The organism is Pseudomonas sp. GW822-FHT03F08 (assembly GCF_058801265.1).
Genome location: NZ_JBXANC010000001.1, coordinates 579363 through 599365, shown reverse-complemented (window position 1 = coordinate 599365; position 20003 = coordinate 579363). Strand labels below are relative to the sequence as shown.

At 61.2% G+C, this 20003-nt stretch carries 15 protein-coding genes; 7 read left to right on the top strand and 8 right to left on the bottom strand.

The features are described from left to right. Nucleotides 1-35: 35 nt before the first annotated feature. Entirely contained in the window at nucleotides 36-476 is a 441-nt protein-coding gene (locus AC1RME_RS02800; protein ID WP_016984014.1) for an EamA family transporter, read from the bottom strand. A gap of 80 nt (nucleotides 477-556) precedes the next feature. Further along, the gene (gene uvrD, locus AC1RME_RS02795; RefSeq protein WP_096817111.1) at nucleotides 557-2740 is read right to left on the bottom strand and encodes a DNA helicase II; all 2184 of its coding nucleotides are present in this window, start codon (nucleotides 2738-2740) and stop codon (nucleotides 557-559) included. A gap of 259 nt (nucleotides 2741-2999) precedes the next feature. Between uvrD and AC1RME_RS02790 the strand changes: the two genes are divergently transcribed. From AC1RME_RS02790 to AC1RME_RS02780, 3 genes are all read left to right on the top strand, one after another. Continuing rightward, nucleotides 3000-5873, top strand: coding sequence for a GGDEF domain-containing phosphodiesterase (locus AC1RME_RS02790; RefSeq protein ID WP_096817113.1), 2874 nt, complete (start codon nucleotides 3000-3002; stop codon nucleotides 5871-5873). Between the two features lie 150 nt (nucleotides 5874-6023). Further along, nucleotides 6024-6890, top strand: a complete 867-nt coding sequence (gene hexR / locus AC1RME_RS02785; RefSeq protein WP_007954250.1) for a transcriptional regulator HexR — start codon at nucleotides 6024-6026, stop codon at nucleotides 6888-6890. 108 nt (nucleotides 6891-6998) lie between these two features. After that, a complete protein-coding gene (locus AC1RME_RS02780; RefSeq protein ID WP_096817116.1) occupies nucleotides 6999-7205 on the top strand; it encodes a PA3496 family putative envelope integrity protein in 207 nt (68 codons plus the stop codon). On the opposite strand, the gene AC1RME_RS02775 is transcribed toward AC1RME_RS02780, so the two are convergent. Continuing rightward, nucleotides 7147-8109: a LysR family transcriptional regulator gene (locus AC1RME_RS02775; RefSeq protein ID WP_096817118.1), complete on the bottom strand. Its 963-nt coding sequence runs from the start codon at nucleotides 8107-8109 to the stop codon at nucleotides 7147-7149. The genes AC1RME_RS02780 and AC1RME_RS02775 overlap by 59 nt on opposite strands. 191 nt (nucleotides 8110-8300) lie before the next feature. Here AC1RME_RS02775 and AC1RME_RS02770 point away from each other — a divergent pair, with 191 nt between their 5' ends. Continuing rightward, entirely contained in the window at nucleotides 8301-9716 is a 1416-nt protein-coding gene (locus AC1RME_RS02770; RefSeq protein ID WP_096817120.1) for an acetyl-CoA carboxylase biotin carboxylase subunit, read from the top strand. 11 nt (nucleotides 9717-9727) lie between these two features. Beyond that, nucleotides 9728-11536, top strand: coding sequence for a sodium-extruding oxaloacetate decarboxylase subunit alpha (oadA, locus tag AC1RME_RS02765; RefSeq protein ID WP_096817122.1), 1809 nt, complete (start codon nucleotides 9728-9730; stop codon nucleotides 11534-11536). 104 nt (nucleotides 11537-11640) lie between these two features. On the opposite strand, the gene AC1RME_RS02760 is transcribed toward oadA, so the two are convergent. Further along, the gene (locus AC1RME_RS02760; protein ID WP_493090416.1) at nucleotides 11641-12714 is read right to left on the bottom strand and encodes an autotransporter outer membrane beta-barrel domain-containing protein; all 1074 of its coding nucleotides are present in this window, start codon (nucleotides 12712-12714) and stop codon (nucleotides 11641-11643) included. 595 nt (nucleotides 12715-13309) lie between these two features. Then, nucleotides 13310-16267, bottom strand: coding sequence for an autotransporter outer membrane beta-barrel domain-containing protein (locus AC1RME_RS02755; protein ID WP_096817127.1), 2958 nt, complete (start codon nucleotides 16265-16267; stop codon nucleotides 13310-13312). A 240-nt stretch (nucleotides 16268-16507) separates the two neighbouring features. On the opposite strand from AC1RME_RS02755, the gene AC1RME_RS02750 reads away from it, so the two are divergent. Next, on the top strand, nucleotides 16508-17860 hold the full coding sequence (locus AC1RME_RS02750; RefSeq protein ID WP_096817130.1) for a HipA domain-containing protein: 1353 nt from the start codon (nucleotides 16508-16510) through the stop codon (nucleotides 17858-17860). Then, nucleotides 17857-18135: a helix-turn-helix domain-containing protein gene (locus tag AC1RME_RS02745; RefSeq protein WP_096817132.1), complete on the top strand. Its 279-nt coding sequence runs from the start codon at nucleotides 17857-17859 to the stop codon at nucleotides 18133-18135. Before AC1RME_RS02750 ends, AC1RME_RS02745 begins: the two co-directional genes overlap by 4 nt. A 35-nt stretch (nucleotides 18136-18170) precedes the next feature. On the opposite strand, the gene AC1RME_RS02740 is transcribed toward AC1RME_RS02745, so the two are convergent. From AC1RME_RS02740 to AC1RME_RS02730, 3 genes are read right to left on the bottom strand one after another with little or no spacing between them, the layout of a single operon-like run. Continuing rightward, nucleotides 18171-18842, bottom strand: a complete 672-nt coding sequence (locus AC1RME_RS02740; RefSeq protein WP_493090413.1) for a GNAT family N-acetyltransferase — start codon at nucleotides 18840-18842, stop codon at nucleotides 18171-18173. Nucleotides 18843-18854: 12 nt separating this feature from the next. Continuing rightward, complete coding sequence (locus AC1RME_RS02735; protein ID WP_096817134.1) at nucleotides 18855-19301, bottom strand: GNAT family N-acetyltransferase; 447 nt, start codon at nucleotides 19299-19301, stop codon at nucleotides 18855-18857. A 10-nt stretch (nucleotides 19302-19311) separates the two neighbouring features. After that, nucleotides 19312-19935 carry an FMN-binding negative transcriptional regulator gene (locus tag AC1RME_RS02730; protein WP_096817136.1) on the bottom strand — a complete coding sequence of 208 codons (624 nt, stop codon included), beginning with the start codon at nucleotides 19933-19935 and terminating at the stop codon, nucleotides 19312-19314. Nucleotides 19936-20003: the final 68 nt, after the last annotated feature.

The window sequence follows — 20003 nt, the reverse complement described above, 5'->3', positions numbered from 1 at the left end:
TGTAGGAAAAGTAGGTACGTTCAGTGGGAAATTGATCAGCGTCGAAACGCCAACATCACCACGCCAGCCGTGATCAGGCCGATGCCGCCCCATTGGCGCAGGTCGAGTTTCTCACCCAGCAGGATCACACCGAGTACCGCCACGAGCACCACGCTGAGCTTGTCCACCGGGGCGACCAGCGAGGCCGGTCCGACTTTCAATGCCCGGAAGTAGCACAGCCACGAAGCCCCGGTACCCAGACCCGACAGCAGCAGGAACAGATAGCTCTTGGCAGAGATCGATCCCAAGGACTGATATTGGCCCGTGGCGTACAAAATCAAGGCCAGACTGACGAGTACCACGATGGTGCGCAGCAGGGTGGCGAAGTCGGAGTTGACGTTTTCGATGCCGACCTTGGCGAAGATCGCCGTCAGCGCGGCGAAGGTGGCCGAGAGCAGGGCCCAGAATGTCCAGGAGGAAAAGAAGCCAGAGCCCATGTTTCGTACCTTTCAGGATTGAACCGTTGCCGTGTGATCGTTCCCACGCAGACGCCTCGACGTGGGAACGATGAGCAACTTTAGATCGCTTCCAGCTTCGCGTAACCCAGCATCAGCCACTTGCTGCCTTCGCTGAAGTTCACCTGAACCCGCGCCTGGGCGCCGGCGCCTTCGAAGTTGAGGATCACGCCGTCGCCAAAGATCGAGTGCCGTACGGCCTGGCCGAGGCTGAGACCGGTTTCCGGGATCTCGGCGCCGTTGAACAAGTTGCTGCCGCTCATCGACTGGTTGCCGCCGAACGGTCGGCTGACGCTGTTCGACAAGCGCACTTCCTGAATCAGGCCTTTCGGTACTTCCCGTACGAATCGCGACACCTTGTTGTAGGTTTCGCTGCCGTACAGGCGTCGGGTTTCAGCGTAGGTCATCACCAGGTTCTGCATCGCCCGGGTGATGCCGACGTAGGCCAGGCGCCGTTCTTCTTCAAGACGTCCCGGTTCTTCCAGGCTCATCTTGTGCGGGAACAGGCCTTCTTCCATGCCCACCAGGAACACATAAGGGAATTCCAGGCCCTTGGCGCTGTGCAGGGTCATCAACTGAATGCTGTCTTCGTGCTCGTCGGCCTGGGTGTCGCCGGCCTCCAGCGAAGCGTGGCCGAGGAACGCCGCCAGTGGCGTCAGGTCTTCGTCTTCTTCGGTGTTCTCGAAGTTGCGCGCGGCGCTGACCAGTTCCTCAAGGTTTTCCACCCGGGCCTGGCCTTTCTCGCCTTTTTCCGCTTCGTGGTAAGCGATCAGGCCGGATTGCTCGATGACAGTCTGAGTCATCAGGTGCAATGGCATCTCGGCGCACTTGGCGGCGAGGTTCTCGATCAGCTCGATAAACGCGCCGAGGGCGCCGGCGGCACGACCGGTCAGGCCTTTATTGGCCACCAGTTGGCGCATGGCTTCCCACATCGACACATCGCTGTGACGGGCATGGTCGCGAATCGCTTCGACGGTTTTTTCGCCGATGCCGCGAGCCGGGACGTTGATGACTCGTTCCAGCGCCGCATCGTTGCCGCGACCTTCCAGCAAACGCAGGTAGGCCATGGCGTTCTTGATTTCCGCCCGCTCGAAGAAGCGCTGGCCGCCATAGATGCGGTACGGAATGCGTTCGCGCAGCAAGGCTTCTTCCAGAACGCGGGATTGGGCGTTGGAGCGGTAGAGAATCGCGATATCGCTGCGGGCCAGGCCGGTTTTCAGCGCGCTTTCGATGGTTTCGACAACGTAGCGTGCTTCATCGTGTTCGTTGAACGCGGCGTACAGGTTGATCGCTTCGCCGTCGCCGCCGTCGGTCCACAGTTCCTTGCCCAGACGCCCGGTGTTGTTGGCGATCAAGGCGTTGGCGGCTTTCAGGATGCCGGCGGTGGAGCGGTAGTTCTGCTCCAGACGGATGGTCACCGAGTCCGGGAAGTCGGAGGAATACTGGTGAATGTTCTCGATTTTCGCGCCGCGCCAGCCGTAGATCGACTGGTCGTCGTCGCCAACCACCATCAGGCTGTCACCGCCCTTGCCGAGCAGACGCAGCCAGGCGTACTGCACGGCGTTGGTGTCCTGGAACTCGTCCACCAGAATGTGCCGGAAACGCTTCTGGTAATGCGCCAGCAGGCCCGGATGGTCGCGCCACAGGTCGAGGGCGCGCAGCAGCAGTTCGGAGAAGTCGATGACGCCGGCGCGCAGGCAGGCAGCCTCGTAGGCTTCATAGATGCCGCGCATGGTGGCCAGGTACAGATCGCCGCTGGCCTGAATGTGTTGCGGACGCAGACCTTCGTCTTTCTGCCCGTTGATGAACCATTGGGCCTGACGGGCCGGCCAGCGCTGTTCGTCCAGCCCCAGCTCACGGATCACCCGTTTGACCAGTCGTTGCTGGTCATCGCTGTCGAGGATCTGGAAGGTCTGGCTCAGCCCGGCTTCCTGCCAGTGCGCCCGCAACAGGCGGTGCGCCAGGCCGTGGAAGGTACCGACCCACATGCCGGCCGGGTTGATTCCCAGCAAGTGCTCGATGCGGTGACGCATCTCGGCAGCGGCCTTGTTGGTGAAGGTCACCGACAGGATCGAGTGGGGCGAGGCGTTTTCGACCTGGATCAACCAGGCGATACGGTGCACCAGCACTCGGGTTTTGCCGGAGCCGGCACCGGCCAGGACCAATTGACGACCAACGGGAGCCGCTACGGCCTGGCGTTGGGCATCGTTGAGGGAGTTCAGCAGAAGGGAGAGATCATCGCGCATCGGGGCATTCTAGGGTGCGCCGCAGGCCCGGGCAAACCGAGCTTTGCATTAGCCGATGAAAGTGCTGCCAATGACGACCGGTCGGTCACCGGCTACAGGCGTTGGCCCGCCTCGCTTCGGGGCTTTCGCGGGTGTCGGGAGGCCGAAAAGTTTCGGCGAAATTATGATCTGGAGCAGTTTGGCAAGTGGTTGGGCTTGTGTATGCTCCGTCCACGTTTCCGGGCGCATGCTCACACTTATAAGAACAAGAACGTTGCCTATGACCCTCAGCTTCGACCTGTCGGGCCCCTCTGTGGAACCCCGGGTGATCCGCAAGCATTACGCCACCCAGATGGCGGTCGAGCGCACGCGCCTTCTTTATCAGGGTTCGCTGTTGCCCACCCTGTTCATGTTGATCAATGGTCTGGTCTGCGCCGGTCTGCTCTGGAGCCCGCAGCGTTACTTCGTGGTCAGCGTCTGGATGGTGTGGCTGCTGTCGCTGGTGGCACTGCGGGTGATTCAGGTCGCGGCCTTCGATTCGGCGATTCCCGATCGCCAGGCCCAGCCGATCTGGGGGCGGATGTTCCTGCTCGGTTCGACCATGACCGGCCTGACCCTGGCCGGCGCCGGCATCGCCCTGGTTCCGGCAGACAACTTCATGCAGCAAGCCTGGGTGTTCGGCCTGATCGGTGCCGCGACCCTGTCGGCCAGCGTGGCTTACGCCGTGAGCATTCCGGCCTTTCTTTCCTTTACCTTGCCGTGCCTGCTGCCGGCCATCGGCTATCTGTTCTGGGGCGGTGACGAACAGGCGCGTGGCTGGGGCTGGCTCGGGCTGATTTTGCTCGGCTCCCTGAGCGTGGTGGCGTGGCAGGTCAATCGGCTGATCGACCGCGGTTTGCTACGACGCTTCCAGAATCAGCACCTGATCGAGCATCTGCAACAGGCGCAATCGCGCAGTGAACAGCTCAATCAGGAGTTGGCGAAAGAAATCGAACACCGCCGCTGCGCCGAGGGCAAATTACGCGAAGCCCAGGTCGAACTGGAAGATCGTGTGGCCCAACGCAGCCGTGAGCTGGACGCCGCCAATCAGGCCCTGAGCAAAAGCGAAGCGCGCCTGGCGCTGGCGTTGAAGGCCAGTGAGCTGGGGCTGTGGGACTGGAACCTGCAGACCGATGAGGTTCACCACACGCAGATTCAGGAGCTGTTCGGCATTGACCCGGAATACGTCACCGGGCTGCTCAGGCATCTGCGCCCACGCTTGCACCCGGAAGATGTTCCGGCCCTCAAGCGAGCACTGATCGAGCATTTGAAGGGGCGCACCGAGGATTATCAGATCGAGTACCGCGTGCGTCATGGTGACGGCCACTGGGTCTGGATCGAAGACCGGGGGCGTGCGGTGGAGCGCGACGACAGCGGACGGGTGATCCGCATGGTCGGCACCCGGCGCGACATCAGTGTCAGCAAAAGTCTGGAGGCCCAGCAGCAATTGGCGGCCACGGTATTTGAGGCCGCCAGCGAAGGCATTGTGATCCTCGACCCGAACTATTCGCTGATCGCCATCAATCAGGCTTTCAGCCGGGTCACCGGTTACGACATCGACGATATGCTCGGGCGCAACGTCGTTGAACTGCCGTGCAGTCGCGATGCCCGCCGACATTACGTTGCCATCCGCCACGCGCTGGAGCAGCACGGCAGCTGGCAGGGCGAACTGGTGGAGACCCGCAAGAACGGCGAGTTGTACCCGCAGTGGCTGCAACTGAATGCGGTGCGCGACAGTCGGGGAAATGTGAGTCATATCGTCGGCTTCTTCGCCGATCTGTCGGCGCGCCGCGAATCCGAAGAGCGCATGCGCTACCTGACCCACTACGACGAACTCACCGGCCTGGCCAACCGCTCGCTGTTCCGCGAACGCCTGCACGAAGCCCATCAGCGCGTGCGGCAGGGCGGGCGGCGGAGTCTGGCGCTGCTGCACATTAATCTGGATCGATTCAAGCTGCTCAACGACAGCCTTGGCCACGAGATTGCCGACCAGTTGCTGCAAAGGATGTCGCGGCGTCTGGTCAGTGCCTTGCCGGAAGCCGACACCATTGCCCGGTTGTCCGGCGACGAGTTCGCGGTGCTGTTCGATGCCTATGGCAACCTGTCGAGCCTGGCGCGGGTCGCCACGCGGCTGTCGGCCAAACTGCGCCTGCCACTGACGGTAGAGGGGCATGAACTGGTGGTCAGCGCCTCGATGGGCATCAGTATGTTGCCGGACAACGCCCGGGAGATTTCCGCGCTGGTCAGCCAGTCGAATATGGCCATGCAACATGCCAAGCATCTGGGCGGCAACAACTTCCAGTTCTACACCGACAGCCTGCAAGCCAGCACGCTGGAGCGTTTGCAGCTGGAAAACCAGCTGCGCAAAGCCATCGAAGACCAGCAACTGAACGTGTTCTACCAGCCGAAACTGTGTCTGGCGACTGGCCGTCTCAATGCGGCCGAAGCGCTGGTGCGCTGGGATCACCCGACCATGGGCCGGGTGCCGCCGGGGGACTTTATCGGTCTGGCTGAAGAGACTGGGTTGATTGGTCCGATTGGCGAGTTCGTGTTGCGCCAGGCCTGTTGGCAGGCTTGCGAATGGCAGCGTCAGGGGCTGGCACCGATCCGGGTTTCAGTGAACCTGTCGGTGCATCAGCTGCGCCAGGGAAAACTGGTCAGCCTGGTGCGACAAGTGCTGGAGGAAACCGGCCTGGCGCCGCACTACCTCGAACTGGAACTGACCGAAAGCCAGTTGCTCGACAGCGTCGAACACATCATCGCCACGTTCCAGCAGCTGCGGGATCTGGGGGTGAAACTGGCGATCGACGATTTCGGCACCGGCTATTCATCGCTGAGCTATCTGAAGCGGATTCCGGTGGATTACGTGAAGATCGATCAGGCCTTTATCCGTGGGTTGGGGGAGGGCAGCGAGGACGCGGCGATCACCCGCGCGATCATCGCCATGGCCCATGGTTTGTCCTTGAAAGTGGTGGCCGAAGGCGTCGAACGGCCGGAGCAACTTGAGTTCTTGAAGGCCGAAGGCTGCGACGAGGTGCAGGGGTATCTGATCAGCCGTCCGGTGGAGGCTGCCGGTCTGGCCGGGTTGTTGCGCCAGCAGGAAACTCCCCGGTAAAGGGCTACATGCAGCGCATGTCGCCTGATCCGGGGCGATCCAGTTACGCATTGAGCAGGCAAAATGCGGATTCATGTAGTATAACTACAAGCTTGCTACATCCTTGGCATCTGGCCAAAGCACATCTTTCCATAACAAGAGTCCAGCCCCTTGAATCTGCTGCAACACATCGCCCAGTCACGTCACCTGTTACGCAAGTCGGAGCTCAAGGTCGCCGACCACGTGCTGCTTGACCCTGCGGCAGTGATGCACAGTTCCATGGCCGACCTGGCCCACAGCGTCGGCATCAGCGAGCCGACCATCGTGCGCTTCTGTCGCGCCATCGGTTGCTCCGGTTTTCAGGACCTGAAACTCAAACTCGCGCAAAGCCTCGCGGCCGGTGCCAGTTTCGGTCAGTTCGCGATCCATGAAGACGATTCCGTCGCCGACTACAGCCTGAAGATTTTCGACACCACGTTGCACACGCTGATGGAGGTTCGCGAGAAGCTCGATCCGCTGGAATTGCAGCGAGCAGTGACGCTGATGTCCCAGGCCCAGCGCGTCGAGTTCTATGGTTTTGGTGCGTCGGGCGCGGTGGCGGCGGATGCGCAGCACAAGTTCTTCCGCCTGCTGCTGACTGCGGCGGCGTATTCCGACCCGCACATGCAGGCGATGTCGGCAGTGACGCTGAAGCCGACCGATGTGGCGATCTGCATTTCCCAGTCCGGCCGTTCCAAGGACCTGCTGATCACCGCCAACCTCGTGCGCGAGAGCGGTGCATCGCTGATCACCTTGTGCCCGAGCCAGACGCCACTGGCCGAGCTGTCGACCGTCAACCTGGCAATCGATGTTCATGAAGACACCGAAATCTATACGCCGCTGACCTCGCGTATCGCCCACCTGGTGGTGATCGACGTGTTGGCGATGGGCGTGGCCATGGCGCGCGGGCCGAGCCTGGTCAACCACCTCAAGAGCGTCAAACGCAGTCTGCGCAGCTTGCGGCTGTCGCCAAAATCGGTGAAAGCGCTGGATGACTGATGGTCATGGGGTGAAGGCAATCTTCATCTGCCTGTAACCCCGACGCAGCCAAACCGTCATCCCTCGCGCCTATCGTGAAACTCCCGTAATCGCCTTGGGAGACTCGAAATGGCTCAGCCTTACGAAGAACGCAACAGCGCCGCGAAAACCCGTCGTCAGCAGGAAGACCAGCGCCGCATGGAATTTCGCCGCGCTATCGAAGATCGCTTCGAACTCCGTCAGCTTCAGGCCGAAATCGGCGATTTTCCCGAGGACATCAATCACTGGCAGGCAGCGCCTTCAGCTTCCCGTCGAAGCGCTCAACCAGCGCGCTGATCTGCACCCGTTCGCTGCGGATAAACGCCAGGAAGGCGTGGGCCACCGGTGACAACCGTTTGGCTTTGGCTTGCACCAGGCACCAGCTGCGCAACAGCGGCAACTCTTCGACCGGCAGCTCCACCAGGCCGCCGGTCGCCAGCTCCAGGTTCAGGGCGTGGCGCGTCAACAGTGCCAGGCCCAGACCTGCCAATACGCACTCACGCTGAGCTTCCGCCGATGCCACTTCCTGGGTCTGGGTGAAGTGCACGCGCTTCTCCTTGAAGTACTCCTCGCAAGCCAGTCGCGTTCCCGAGCCGGGTTCGCGAATCAACAAGGTGTAGGGCTCAAGATCCTGAAGGCGAAGCGGCCCCATGTGTGCCAGCGGATGGTCCGGTCGGGCGGCCGCCACGATCGGGTTGTTGAGGAAGGGGAGGAACTCCAGACCCATGTCCTGCGGCACCATCGACATGATCACCAGATCGTCGCGGTTGTCGGAGAGTCGGCGGATCACCTGGCCGCGGTTGACCACCGTCAGTTGCAGATTCACTTCCGGATGCTGGCGTTTGAACGCTGCAAACAGGTGCGGTACGAAGTATTTGGCGCTGGATTCCACCGCCAGTTTCAACTGGCCCTGCAGCGAGCCCTGCATGTCCGACAGCTGCATGTCGAGGTTTTCCAGGCGGCCGAAGATGTCGCGGCTGGCGCGCTGGAGTGCTTCGGCCGCCTCGGTCATGTAGAGTTTTTTGCCGACGTAATCGAACAGCGGCTGCCCGATCAGCTCTTCGAGCTGACGAATCTGTAGGCTGACGGCCGGTTGTGTGAGAGACATTTCCTCGGCTGCGCGGCTGTAGGAGCGCAAATCACACACTTCGTTGAAGATCTGCAATTGACGCAATGTCATACGCATCAAGGACTTACGCATTTTCTACAGGCTCTGGCCGCTGGCTGGTGCAACGACTATAAGTCTTTACTTATGCCTGACCCAATTTTTATTCATTTTTGTTAATCCCTTGTGAGCGCTAGTGTGAAGGCGCGACCAGATTGAAACATTTGGTCACGCGTCGACCTGGGTCTAGCAGGTCGTGGGTACCACCGGCTCAAGGGAACCTCCAAGTGATAACAAAGATCCTGATCGCCAACCGTGGTGAGATTGCCGTACGAATCGTGCGTGCCTGCGCCGAGATGGGCATCCGCTCGGTTGCGATTTTTTCCGACGCCGACCGGCATGCCTTGCATGTGAAGCGTGCGGACGAGGCCCACAGCATTGGTGCCGAGCCGCTGGCCGGTTACCTGAACCCGCGCAAGCTGGTGAACCTGGCCGTGGAAACCGGCTGCGATGCACTGCACCCCGGCTACGGTTTCCTTTCGGAAAACGCCGAGCTGGCAGACATCTGCGCCGAACGCGGTATCAAATTCATCGGCCCGTCGGCGGAAGTCATCCGCCGCATGGGCGACAAGACCGAAGCACGCCGCAGCATGATCAAGGCTGGCGTACCGGTGACGCCGGGCACTGAAGGCAACGTCTCGGGCATTGAAGAGGCGCTGACCGAAGGTGATCGCATTGGTTACCCGGTGATGCTCAAGGCCACCTCCGGTGGTGGCGGTCGCGGTATCCGTCGCTGCAACAGCCGCGAAGAACTCGAACAGAATTTCCCCCGGGTCATTTCCGAAGCCACCAAGGCCTTCGGTTCGGCAGAAGTGTTCCTGGAAAAATGCATCGTCAATCCGAAACACATCGAAGCCCAGATCCTCGGTGACAGCTTCGGCAACGTGGTGCACCTGTTCGAGCGCGACTGCTCGATTCAGCGCCGCAATCAGAAGCTGATCGAAATCGCCCCGAGCCCGCAACTGACCCCGGAACAGCGCGCCTACATCGGCGACCTGTCGGTGCGCGCGGCCAAGGCCGTGGGTTACGAGAACGCCGGCACCGTGGAGTTCCTGCTCGCCGAGGGCGAGGTGTACTTCATGGAGATGAACACCCGGGTGCAGGTGGAACACACCATCACCGAAGAAATCACCGGGATCGACATCGTCCGCGAACAGATCCGCATCGCCTCCGGCCTGCCGCTGTCGGTGAAACAGGAAGACATCCAGCATCGCGGTTTTGCCCTGCAATTCCGGATCAACGCCGAAGACCCGAAAAACAACTTCCTGCCGAGCTTCGGCAAGATCACGCGCTACTACGCCCCCGGCGGCCCGGGCGTGCGGACCGACACGGCGATCTACACCGGCTACACCATCCCGCCGTTCTACGACTCGATGTGCCTGAAACTGGTGGTGTGGGCACTGACCTGGGAAGAGGCGATGGACCGTGGTCTGCGCGCCCTCGACGACATGCGTCTGCAAGGGGTCAAGACCACCGCCGCGTACTACCAGGAAATCCTGCGCAACCCGGAATTCCGTAGCGGCCAGTTCAATACCAGCTTCGTTGAAAGCCACCCGGAACTGACCAACTACTCGATCAAGCGCAAACCCGAAGAGCTGGCCCTGGCCATCGCCGCCGCCATCGCCGCCCACGCAGGCCTGTGAGGAATAGAACAATGACTAAAAAGATTTTCGTAACCGACACCATCCTGCGCGACGCCCACCAATCGCTGCTCGCCACCCGCATGCGCACCGAAGACATGCTGCCGATCTGCGACAAGCTGGACAAGGTCGGCTACTGGTCGCTGGAAGTCTGGGGCGGCGCGACCTTCGACGCCTGCGTACGATTCCTGAAAGAAGACCCGTGGGAGCGCCTGCGCCAACTGCGCGCCGCGCTGCCCAACACCCGTCTGCAAATGCTCCTGCGCGGCCAGAACCTGCTGGGCTATCGCCATTACAGCGATGACGTGGTCAAGGCGTTCGTCGCCAAGGCCGCAGTCAACGGTATCGACGTGTTCCGCATCTTCGACGCGATGAACGACGTGCGTAACCTGCGCGTGGCCATCGAAGCGGTGAAGGCTGCCGGCAAACACGCCCAGGGCACCATCGCCTACACCACCAGCCCGGTGCACACCATCGACGCGTTCGTCGCCCAGGCCAAGCAAATGGAAGCCATGGGTTGCGACTCGGTGGCGATCAAGGACATGGCCGGTTTGCTGACCCCGTACGCCACCGGTGAACTGGTCAAGGCACTCAAGGCTGAGCAATCGCTGCCGGTGTTCATCCACTCCCACGACACCGCCGGTCTGGCCGCAATGTGCCAGTTGAAGGCCATTGAAAACGGTGCCGACCACATTGACACCGCGATCTCCAGCTTCGCCTGGGGCACCAGCCACCCGGGTACCGAATCGATGGTCGCAGCCCTCAAGGGCAGTGAGTTCGACACCGGTCTGAACCTGGAACTGCTGCAGGAAATCGGCCTGTACTTCTACGCCGTGCGCAAGAAGTACCACCAGTTCGAAAGCGAATTCACCGCCGTCGACACCCGTGTTCAAGTCAACCAGGTACCGGGCGGGATGATTTCCAACCTGGCCAACCAGTTGAAAGAGCAGGGCGCGCTGAACCGCATGAACGAAGTGCTGGCAGAGATCCCGCGCGTGCGCGAAGACCTCGGCTTCCCGCCGCTGGTGACCCCGACTTCGCAGATCGTCGGCACCCAGGCGTTCTTCAACGTGCTGGCCGGTGAGCGTTACAAGACCATCACCAACGAGGTGAAGCTCTACCTGCAAGGCGGCTACGGCAAGGCGCCGGGCACCGTGAACGAGAAGCTGCGTCGTCAGGCCATCGGCAGCGAAGAAGTGATCGACGTACGTCCGGCCGATCTGCTCAAGCCGGAAATGACCAAGCTGCGTGCCGATATCGGCGCACTGGCCAAGTCCGAAGAAGACGTGCTGACCTTCGCCATGTTCCCGGACATCGGCCGCAAATTCCTCGAAGAGCGTGCCGCCGGCACCCTCACCCCGGAGGTGCTGCTGCCGATCCCGGAAGCAGGCAAGGTGGCTTCGGCCGGCGGCGAAGGCGTGCCAACCGAGTTCGTCATCGACGTCCACGGCGAAACCTACCGCGTGGACATCACCGGTGTCGGCGTCAAGGCCGAAGGCAAGCGTCACTTCTACCTGTCCATCGACGGCATGCCGGAAGAAGTGGTGTTCGAGCCGCTCAACGAATTCGTCGGTGGCGGCAGCAGCAAGCGCAAGCAAGCTTCGGCACCAGGTCACGTCAGCACCACCATGCCGGGCAACATCGTCGATGTGCTGGTCAAGGAAGGCGACACCGTCAAGGCGGGCCAGGCTGTGCTGATCACCGAAGCGATGAAGATGGAAACCGAAGTCCAGGCCGCGATTGCCGGCAAGGTCACTGCCATTCATGTTGCCAAGGGTGACCGGGTGAACCCGGGCGAAATCCTGATCGAGATCGAAGGCTGAGATAACGGCCTCGATACAACGCTTTAAACCTCGGGGGGGCATGTGCTCCCCTTTTTTTTGCCTTTCAGGCGCTGCCGCAGTGAGCGGCAGCGCCCGACCGGGGCTCAGAACGCCATTCGCCACTGGCCCGATACGCCGTGGTTGCGACTGTCGGTGCCGATTTCTCCGGTCAGACCGACACCCACAGCGTGGCTGTTCGAGATCGCCAGATCCAGCCCGGTGTCGAGCTGCAGACTGTTGCGATCCAGTTCGGCGCCGTAAACGGTGTAGTCATGGCCGCCGGTGGCCAGCCGTTGGCGGGTGCTGGTGTAGGTTTCGCCGTAAACGTGTTTCCACCCCGCGCTGAATCGTGGCGTGAGGCGCATGCCGTTATCCAGCGTGCTGACTTTCGCCATGCGCAGGCCGACAGTGGTGTTGAAGTTGCCTTGGGATTGGGCGTGAACCTTGAGCGCCGCAGCCCCACCTTTCTCGGTGTAGCCGTCACGCTGGTAGCGTTGGTAGCCGAGGCCGGCAAACGGCTCGATGCTGACGTTGGCCCGGCCCAGGTTGTATCCCGACTCGATGAACGCTTGCTGGGTGCTGGCGTGGTAGTCGCCCTTGAGCCGGTCATGGAAGCGATCGAACGAGACTTCGCGACGGGTGCTGCCTTCATGGCTGCTCCAGGTTGCACCGAGCCGAAGTGACAACGGACCCGTCTGGCGCAAGGCATAAGCGCCCAGGTGCCAACTGTCGAGATCGCCGTCCAGTTCTTGGCTGTCGATGCGCGTGTCGGAGGTGCCGCCCATCAATCCCAGACGCCATGCTTCATCGATGCGCCAGTCCGCACCGAGTAGCAGTCCCTTGGTGGAGTGCTGCATGGGCTCTACATCGCGATCCAGCTTCCCGCCGTGTCCGAGGGCTTGCAGCCAGACCCTGCCGGTGTCTGCGTTACCGGCCGCATGGCGTGGTGAGTTTCCCGGTGAGTCGTGGGCATTATCGAGTTGGTGCATGGCCGACAGCAGGCTGGCGCTGACCGGCGTGACACTGCTCAGGGTTGCCTTGGCGAGGTTGGCGTTGCTGCCGCCGGCGAGTTGATCGTAGGCGATGGGGGCCGTGGTTTCGTCGGCAGCGAGCAGGGCTTCGATAGCTGTGTTGCCGGCGGATGGAGGGGAATCCGTTGACGGTGGTTGGTCAACCACTTGGGTTTGTTGAGCTGCGGGCGTTTCGGCCAGAACCGGTTCCGGTAAGGGCGTTGGTTTTTCGATGCTTTCTTCGAGCGCGCTGCCGCTCTCTGTTGTGGCGACTTTCTTGGGTTGAATGTCATCGGATGTGTGCGCGGGTACTGCCGGAACCTCAGTGCTGACGGGGTTTGTTTCGGGTGTCGGAACGATCCTTTCTTCACGCGGTGTTTCTTCGGCGAGACTGAGTGGAGCAGGTATTTCCTTCTTCTTGCGCGGCTTTTTGACCTTCACCTCGATATCGACGTGCGCGTCGGGTTCTGATTGCTCCGCCAGTGAAAATTCTACGCAACCGATAGCCAGCGCAACCGCCAGGACAAGATGTTGGAGCTTGTATTTGCATTGAATGGGCATTCAGTTTGGCCTCATGAAGGATGAGGCCAAACTGTAAAAGTCGAGGCCGGTACACCGATGCCGGGCGATTCCGAGCCGGGCGCAGGGGATGACGTCTGCTTTTGTAGCCCGGTCGGTGGCGAGTGATGAGCCTGCCCTGGTTTACCCGGTCGACCAGATGCCTTTGCCTACAACCCCCGCTGAAGTATCGATTGGCGAAACCTCAGAAACTCATCTGCCACTGCCCGATCAACCCGTGATTGCGACTGTTATTGCCAATCTCGCCGCTGTAGCCGAGCCCCAGCGTATGCCGCGCCGAAACGCCCAGGTCCAGCCCAGCCTCGAGAACCAGGCTGTCACGATCCAGCGAGCTGCCATCGACGCTGAACGCGGTACCGCCCACGACAAATGCCTGACGGGTCGAGCTGCTGACATCGCCATACGTGTGTTTCCAGCCTGCGGCCATGCGCGGGGTCAGGCTCATACCGTTTTCGAGCGAGTTCAGGTGCGCCAGGCGCAGACCGACGGTGCTGCTGAAGTTGTCCTGAGTCTGACTGTCGACTTGTAACGCCGCCGCGCCACCCTTTTCCTGATAGCGGTCGCGGTGATAGCGCTGGTAGCCGAGGCTGGCGAACGGTTCGGCGCTGAGCCGCCCGCTGCCCATGGCGTAGCCGAGTTCGGCGAAGGCTTGCTGGCTGTTGGCGTCGTAATCGCCTTTGGGGCGGTCACTGAAACCGTTGAACGCAATTGTGCGTTTGCTCTCGCCCTGATGACCGCTGTAAGCCGCGCCCAGACGCAAGGCTATCGGGCCGTTTTGATGCTGGGCATAGACCCCGGCGTGCCAGCTTTCGACATTGCCATCGACGCCGGTGGCGTCCAGATCGGTCTTCGAATAGCCACCGAGCACGCCCAGTCGCCATTGTGGATTCAGCGCCCAGTCGGCACCGAGTACGCTGCCCTTGGTGCGTTGTTCCAGACTGCCATTGCCATGTTCGCCATCGAGCTTGCCGTAGCCGCCGATGGCTTGCAGCCAGAGCCGGCCCTGAGCATTGGGATCATTCAGGTTTCGGGCTGCGGCCGGTACGCCGTTGGCGGCGAGGATCGGTGTGTCGCGCTGATCGAGGCCGACCATCAAGCCGGGACTGCCGCCCATCTGTTGCATCGCCGAGAGCATGCTGCTGCCGACCTGGCTGCTGGCGCCGAGGGTGGCGCTGGTCAGGTTGGCGTTGCTGGCGCCGGCCAGTTGCTCGATGGCTGCGCCAGCACTGCTTTGAGTGGTGTTGAGCAAGGCGTTGTACAGCGCATTGTTCTTGCCCATCGAGGCCAGGCTGTTGGCCGCGTTGCTGCCGTTACCGGTGGCGGCGAATTCATTGAACGCCACGTCGTTGCGGGTGTAGGTCAGGTCGACCTGAGTCGGCGTGTAAGCGAGGGTTGGCGTGAGGAACGCGTAGTCGCTGGTGACCGCGCCAAACGTACCGTTGACCCGCGCAGCCTGCAGCACCGTGTAATGGCTCTGCCACGGATACGTGCCGCTGCCGGGATTGACTGCCAGCGTCGCGCCATTGAGGTTGGCCGTGCCGCCGACCTGGACCGGCGCGCTGCTGCCATCGGCGTTGACGCCGTAGGCGAGGGTGGATGCGCTGCCCATGTTCAAGTCGTGCACGATGGTTGCTGTACCGAGCCGGGTGTCAGTGCGCAACGTGCCATTCAGGTTCAGGTTGCCCACCGAGCCGCCGCCGGCATAAACGCCGCCGGCGTCCACGGTCAGGTTGCCGGCGATGCCGCCCTGGTTGATCAGGGTGGCGCCGTTGCGCACGGCACCGCCGTCGCTGAAATCGCCGCTGCCGGTGAGGGTCCAGGCGCCTTGTTTGACCTCCAGCCATTCGAAATTGCGGCTGGCACCGAAGCTGCCGCCCGCCGCGTCGTCCATCACTACCCGGTCGTAACCGGTGCCGCCATCGACCACGCCGACAAAACGACTGCCGTTGCGCAGTGTCAGGCTGTCGTTGCCACCGCCCAGGTCCAGCGCCAGACCGTTGCTGCCGGTGATCGTGCCGCCGTTGATCACGTTGTCGGCGAACTCACCGACGAACTTCACGCCGAAACCGTCGAGCCCTTGAATGGTGCCGTAGTTTTCCAGCGTGGTGGCCGCCAGTCCCGAACCGCCGCTGCCGTCGTCCACCAGAATGGCGCTGTTGGCACCGCTGATCAGGGCACTCTTGGCGTTGAGAATGTAACCGCCGCCCAGCGCGATGCCTTCACTGCCGTTGGCGAAACCGCCCTTGTCCACACCGCCGGCGCCAACGCCTTGAATGGTGCCGTAGTTTTCGATGTGGGCGATTTTGTCGATGTCCACGCCGTCACCGTCGCCGTTGGGCTGCAACCCGGAATACGCACCAGTGATGGTGCCGTGGTTGATCACCGTGCCGTCGCCGTCGGAACCGAAACCGGAACCATTGCGCCCGGTGATCTGCCCGTAGTTGACCAGCGTCGCCCCGAGGTCGGTGGTGATGCCATGTCGGCCGCCGGAAATCACGCCGTAGTTGGTCACGCTGACACCGGTTGCGGTGTCGATATCGATGCCGTCGAACTTCTGGTCGGCGTTGTGCGAGTCACCGGTGGAGATCTCGCCATAGTTGCTGATGGTCGCGTTGGCGCCGGTCTTCATGCCGTCGCTGGCGTCGCCGCGAATCAGCCCGCCCGCACGGTTGATGATGGTGGTTTTCACCCCGTTGCTGCGCAACGCATCCAGATCCAGGCCCTGGCCGGTGGTCGAGCGAATGGTGCCGCTGTTGTCGATCAACAGGCTGCCGCTGACGAAGTTGCTGTCGATGCGAATCGCGTCGTTGGAGCCGAGAATCTGCCCGCCGCTGCGGTTGTAGATGGCGTAATTGCGCGCCTGGGTCAGATCGCCACTGCTGTCGATGGCCCGGCCACCGGTGGAGATAATCTTGCCGGCGTTGTCGATGATCACGCCGACACCGCTGGTGCCATCCTTGAGACTCACGGCCTTGCCGCTGTTGGTAATGCTGCCCGGCGCCGAAATCGTCAGGGTGTCGTTGCCGCCCAATGTCTGCGACACGGTGGTGGCGGTGTCGATTTGCACGGTCTTGCCGTGGGCGGCGCTCGTGGCGATCAACAGGGCGGTGGCGAGCGACAGGCGCTGAGGCGGGAACGACATGGTGAGAACGTCCTTTTTGTTCTAAGCGGGGCGTTCTGTATAGCGGAGGGTTTTTACAGAATGATGTCCGTGACGAACTCGGCTGCATCTGCATTATTTTGCATCTATCGCGAAGTTCAGATGCCTTATCTGCACTTTATTGCAGATAAGGTGCCTCATTTTTCTTCACGAATGCACTATATTGCAGTTTAGATCGACGAATTATTTGTCGGAATGCATTTAATTGCAGGTGATGACCGCATGCACAACCTGACATTGCAGATATTCGACGCCGGCAAATGGCACGACGCGATGGTGTTGAGTTTCGACGCGCCCGACAAAGGTTTCGAAAGCCGTTGCAGTTTTGGTTATGAGACGGCGTATCTGGTCTCAAACATTGAGGCCATCGGATCTCCTTTTTCCAAGGCCGCGAGTGCGTTGTATCCCCTGGATTGGGAAGGTCGGCGATCCATCACGCCTGCATTCATGCATGACATTGCACCGGCAGGCGCCGCTAGAAGGTTTCTCCTCGCACGTCTGGGGCAGGAGAAACCTGCAGACATCGGTGCCGATCTTTATCTGCTCGGACGCTGCACTCCGGCTCCGATCGGCAACATGCGAATAAAAGAATCAGCCGAGGTTGTCGATGAGCGCAAGCCCATCGGGTTTGAGCGCCGGGAGGTCATCAGCCGTGACCACCGGTTTCTTGAATACGCCTATGAAATGGGGGCTGCGATTGGCGGTGCGACAGGGGCCGGAGGCGAAGCGCCCAAGATTCTTCTGGCTGAGGATCGCGCCGGTCTTTTGTACCCCGATGCAGTGCTGGATGATGAAAACGTCCGCCAGCATTGGTTTGTGAAATTCGCCCGGAATAAAGGCAGTCAAACCGATCAAGACATCCTGCGCAGCGAGTTCCACTACTACCAGGCGCTTCAGGCGCTTGGTATCGAAACCGTCGCAGCAGAAGGTCTGGCGTTAGAGGAAGCGAACAAGCCCAGCTTGTGGATGCAGCGTTTTGATCGCCAGGTGACAGAGCAAGGTGTAGAGCGTTTTGCCGTGGAGTCGATCTACTCGCTGGCCGAGGTGACGACGCCGGGAAGCGCTATGAATCATATGGATGTCATTCGCATGCTCGCCAAGCTGTGGCGCAAAGCGGGGCAAGCGGATCAGATTCCGGCGTTGGTGGCGGACTATTTACGCCGGGATCTGATCAACAAAATTCTTGGCAACTCGGATAACCACGGTCGCAACACTGCAATCATTCGCGATGTGGACTCGTATCGTCTGGCCCCCATTTATGACCTGGCTCCCATGGTCATGGATGACGAAGGGGTAACTCGCACGACCAAATGGCCAAAAGAGCTGGAGAGGGCGGGGGATGTCGATTGGCGGGGCGTATGCCGCGCATTGGCGGACATTTCCGATCCTGATGATCCATTGGCAGCGTTGTCCGACGCGCCGGAGTCTTTCGAGCGATTGCGTGAAGATGCGCAGTGCCTGGCCGAGTTGCCGGACATCTTGAGCGCCAGCGGTTTGCCTGAGCGGACAATGAATCATCCGGGCGTTCACCTGAAAAACCTGGAGCAACGATTGAAAGAGTGGGATCTGAAATGAGCATGACCGTCGCCGAGCGCACCGTGCTCATCGAAAGCATTCAAGAAGCACTGGCTCAAGGAACAGTGGAGATCGGTGAAGCCGTTCGCCGTTTGCGCGTGGAGGTGACCGGGTTGCATCAGACCCAGTTCGCGAGGATGTGCAAGATTTCGGTGCGTACGTTGGTGCACATCGAACATGGAGAGGGTAATCAGACGCTTAAATCGCTGAACGCCGTGTTTCGCCCGTTCGGGCTGAAGATGGGTGTGGTGCGGGTTCGACGCGATAACAACTGAACCCGCAACGCAACATACTTGATTTCGATTGAGCTTTAAGCGCGGCACTCAACCAAGCCTTTCACCTGCCCCTCCGCCGTCTGATTCTCATCGCTCAACCAGCGCTCGAACCCGGCCGCAATCGCGGGCCATTCCGAATCCAGAATCGAGTACCACGCGGTGTTTCGGTTCTGGCCCTTGACCACCATGTGCTGGCGGAACACGCCTTCGAAGCTGAAACCCAACCGCTCGGCCGCGTATTTGGAGCGGGCGTTGCCGTTGTTGCATTTCCATTCGAGGCGACGGTAGCCGAGGGCGAAGGATTCCTTGGCCAGCAGGTAGACCGCCTCGGTGCTTTTCGGCGAGCGCTGCATCGGCGCGCCGAAGGTGACGTGGCCGATTTCGATGCGGCCCTGGGCCGGGACGATCGACATCAGGCTGAGGATGCCTTGCACCTGGCCGCTGGCGCGGTCGATGACGCTGAAGAAGTACGGGTCGCTGTGGGCAGCATGGTTGTTCAGCCAGTCATTGAAAGCGCTGCGCTCCGGAAACGGGCCGTAGGGCAAATAGTCCCAGAGTTTCGGGTCGGCGCCCGGGCCTTGCAGGGCGTTGAACAGGTCGTCGCCGTGGCGCGCCGGGTCGAGTTTTTCCAGGCGGATGAAGCGGCCTTCGATCAGGGTGGTGGAGGGCGGCGGCACGCCTTTCCAGTCGGCGAGAGAAATCGTCATGCGCGTGGCTCCTTAAATGGCTTTGCGAAACTGGATGAAACCCGGACGCTCGGCGATGCGCTCGTAGAGCTGGATCGCGGTGGCGTTGGTTTCGTGGGTCAGCCAGTGCACCTTGCAGCAACCGTCGGCCTTGGCGGTGGCGTAGACGTGTTCGATCAGCAGACGACCGACGCCGGTGCCACGGGTTTGCGGCTCCACCAGCAGGTCTTGCAGGTAGCAGGAGTTTTCGATGCTCCAGTTCGAACGATGGTAGATGAAATGAACCATGCCCACCGCTTTGCCGTCGGCCCAGGCGAGGGCTGCGTGGGCCGGTTCGTTCGGGTCGAGAAAACGCTGCCAGGTGCTTTGGCTGACGGCGTCCGGCAATTCAGTGTTGTAGAAGCGCAGGTAGGCCTGCCACAGCGGCAGCCAGGCCGCGTGATCGGCGGCGCTGACCGGACGGATGTCGATCTGACTCATGGTGATTTCCTTAACGCATCAAGTGAGCGAGGGTTTGATCGTTGATGTCGGGGCTGGCGGCCAGGCCTTCGCGTACGCCGGCAATGTCTTCGGGACTGCGGTTCTGGCTTAGCTTGCGCTTGCCTTCGAGACGGTCGATCGGAATGGCAAACCCGACGATGGCCTTGAGCATGCCGTCGATGTAATCGGCCGGTGCATCGTCGACCGACCAGGGCTGGGCGCGGCCGGCCTCATGGCGATTGGTGAGGGTGCTGACAATGTCCAGCAGACGACCGCCATCGCTGAAGGTTTCGGCGTGGCCATAGGCGTGGACGGCGACGTAGTTCCAGGTCGGCACGACTTTGCCGTGCTCGGCCTTGCTCGGGTAAAAGCCCGGGCTGACATAGGCATCGGCACCGGGAAAAATCAGCATGGCCTCGGCGCCGTCGCGCAGGTCTTTCCACTGTGGATTGGCCTTGGCCAGATGCCCGTACAGCGTGCCGTTCGGGCCTTGTTCACGATGCAGCAGCACCGGCACGTGGCTGGCCTGCAAGCCCTGTTCGCCGTGAGTCACCAGAATGGCGAGGCGGGTGGCGAGGATCAGTTCGTGCAGTTGGGACAAGTCGTCGATGGCAAAGGCGCGGGGCGTGTACATGGAGAAATTTTCCTTGGCGAATGCCTGCATCGTAGGCAGGCTATTGGTCTGTTGTAAGAGCCATTGAT

What these genes read in the sequence shown, in the direction of transcription:
- AC1RME_RS02755 (WP_096817127.1), bottom strand. Translation starts at nt 16,267, where the DNA reads ATGTCGTTCCCGCCTCAGCGCCTGTCGCTCGCCACCGCCCTGTTGATC.
- AC1RME_RS02735 (WP_096817134.1), bottom strand. Translation starts at nt 19,301, where the DNA reads ATGAGTCAGATCGACATCCGTCCGGTCAGCGCCGCCGATCACGCGGCC.
- AC1RME_RS02730 (WP_096817136.1), bottom strand. Translation starts at nt 19,935, where the DNA reads ATGTACACGCCCCGCGCCTTTGCCATCGACGACTTGTCCCAACTGCAC.
- AC1RME_RS02780 (WP_096817116.1), top strand. Translation starts at nt 6,999, where the DNA reads ATGGCTCAGCCTTACGAAGAACGCAACAGCGCCGCGAAAACCCGTCGT.
- AC1RME_RS02740 (WP_493090413.1), bottom strand. Translation starts at nt 18,842, where the DNA reads ATGACGATTTCTCTCGCCGACTGGAAAGGCGTGCCGCCGCCCTCCACC.
- oadA (WP_096817122.1), top strand. Translation starts at nt 9,728, where the DNA reads ATGACTAAAAAGATTTTCGTAACCGACACCATCCTGCGCGACGCCCAC.
- AC1RME_RS02790 (WP_096817113.1), top strand. Translation starts at nt 3,000, where the DNA reads ATGACCCTCAGCTTCGACCTGTCGGGCCCCTCTGTGGAACCCCGGGTG.
- uvrD (WP_096817111.1), bottom strand. Translation starts at nt 2,740, where the DNA reads ATGCGCGATGATCTCTCCCTTCTGCTGAACTCCCTCAACGATGCCCAA.
- AC1RME_RS02750 (WP_096817130.1), top strand. Translation starts at nt 16,508, where the DNA reads ATGCACAACCTGACATTGCAGATATTCGACGCCGGCAAATGGCACGAC.
- AC1RME_RS02745 (WP_096817132.1), top strand. Translation starts at nt 17,857, where the DNA reads ATGAGCATGACCGTCGCCGAGCGCACCGTGCTCATCGAAAGCATTCAA.
- AC1RME_RS02775 (WP_096817118.1), bottom strand. Translation starts at nt 8,109, where the DNA reads ATGCGTAAGTCCTTGATGCGTATGACATTGCGTCAATTGCAGATCTTC.
- AC1RME_RS02800 (WP_016984014.1), bottom strand. Translation starts at nt 476, where the DNA reads ATGGGCTCTGGCTTCTTTTCCTCCTGGACATTCTGGGCCCTGCTCTCG.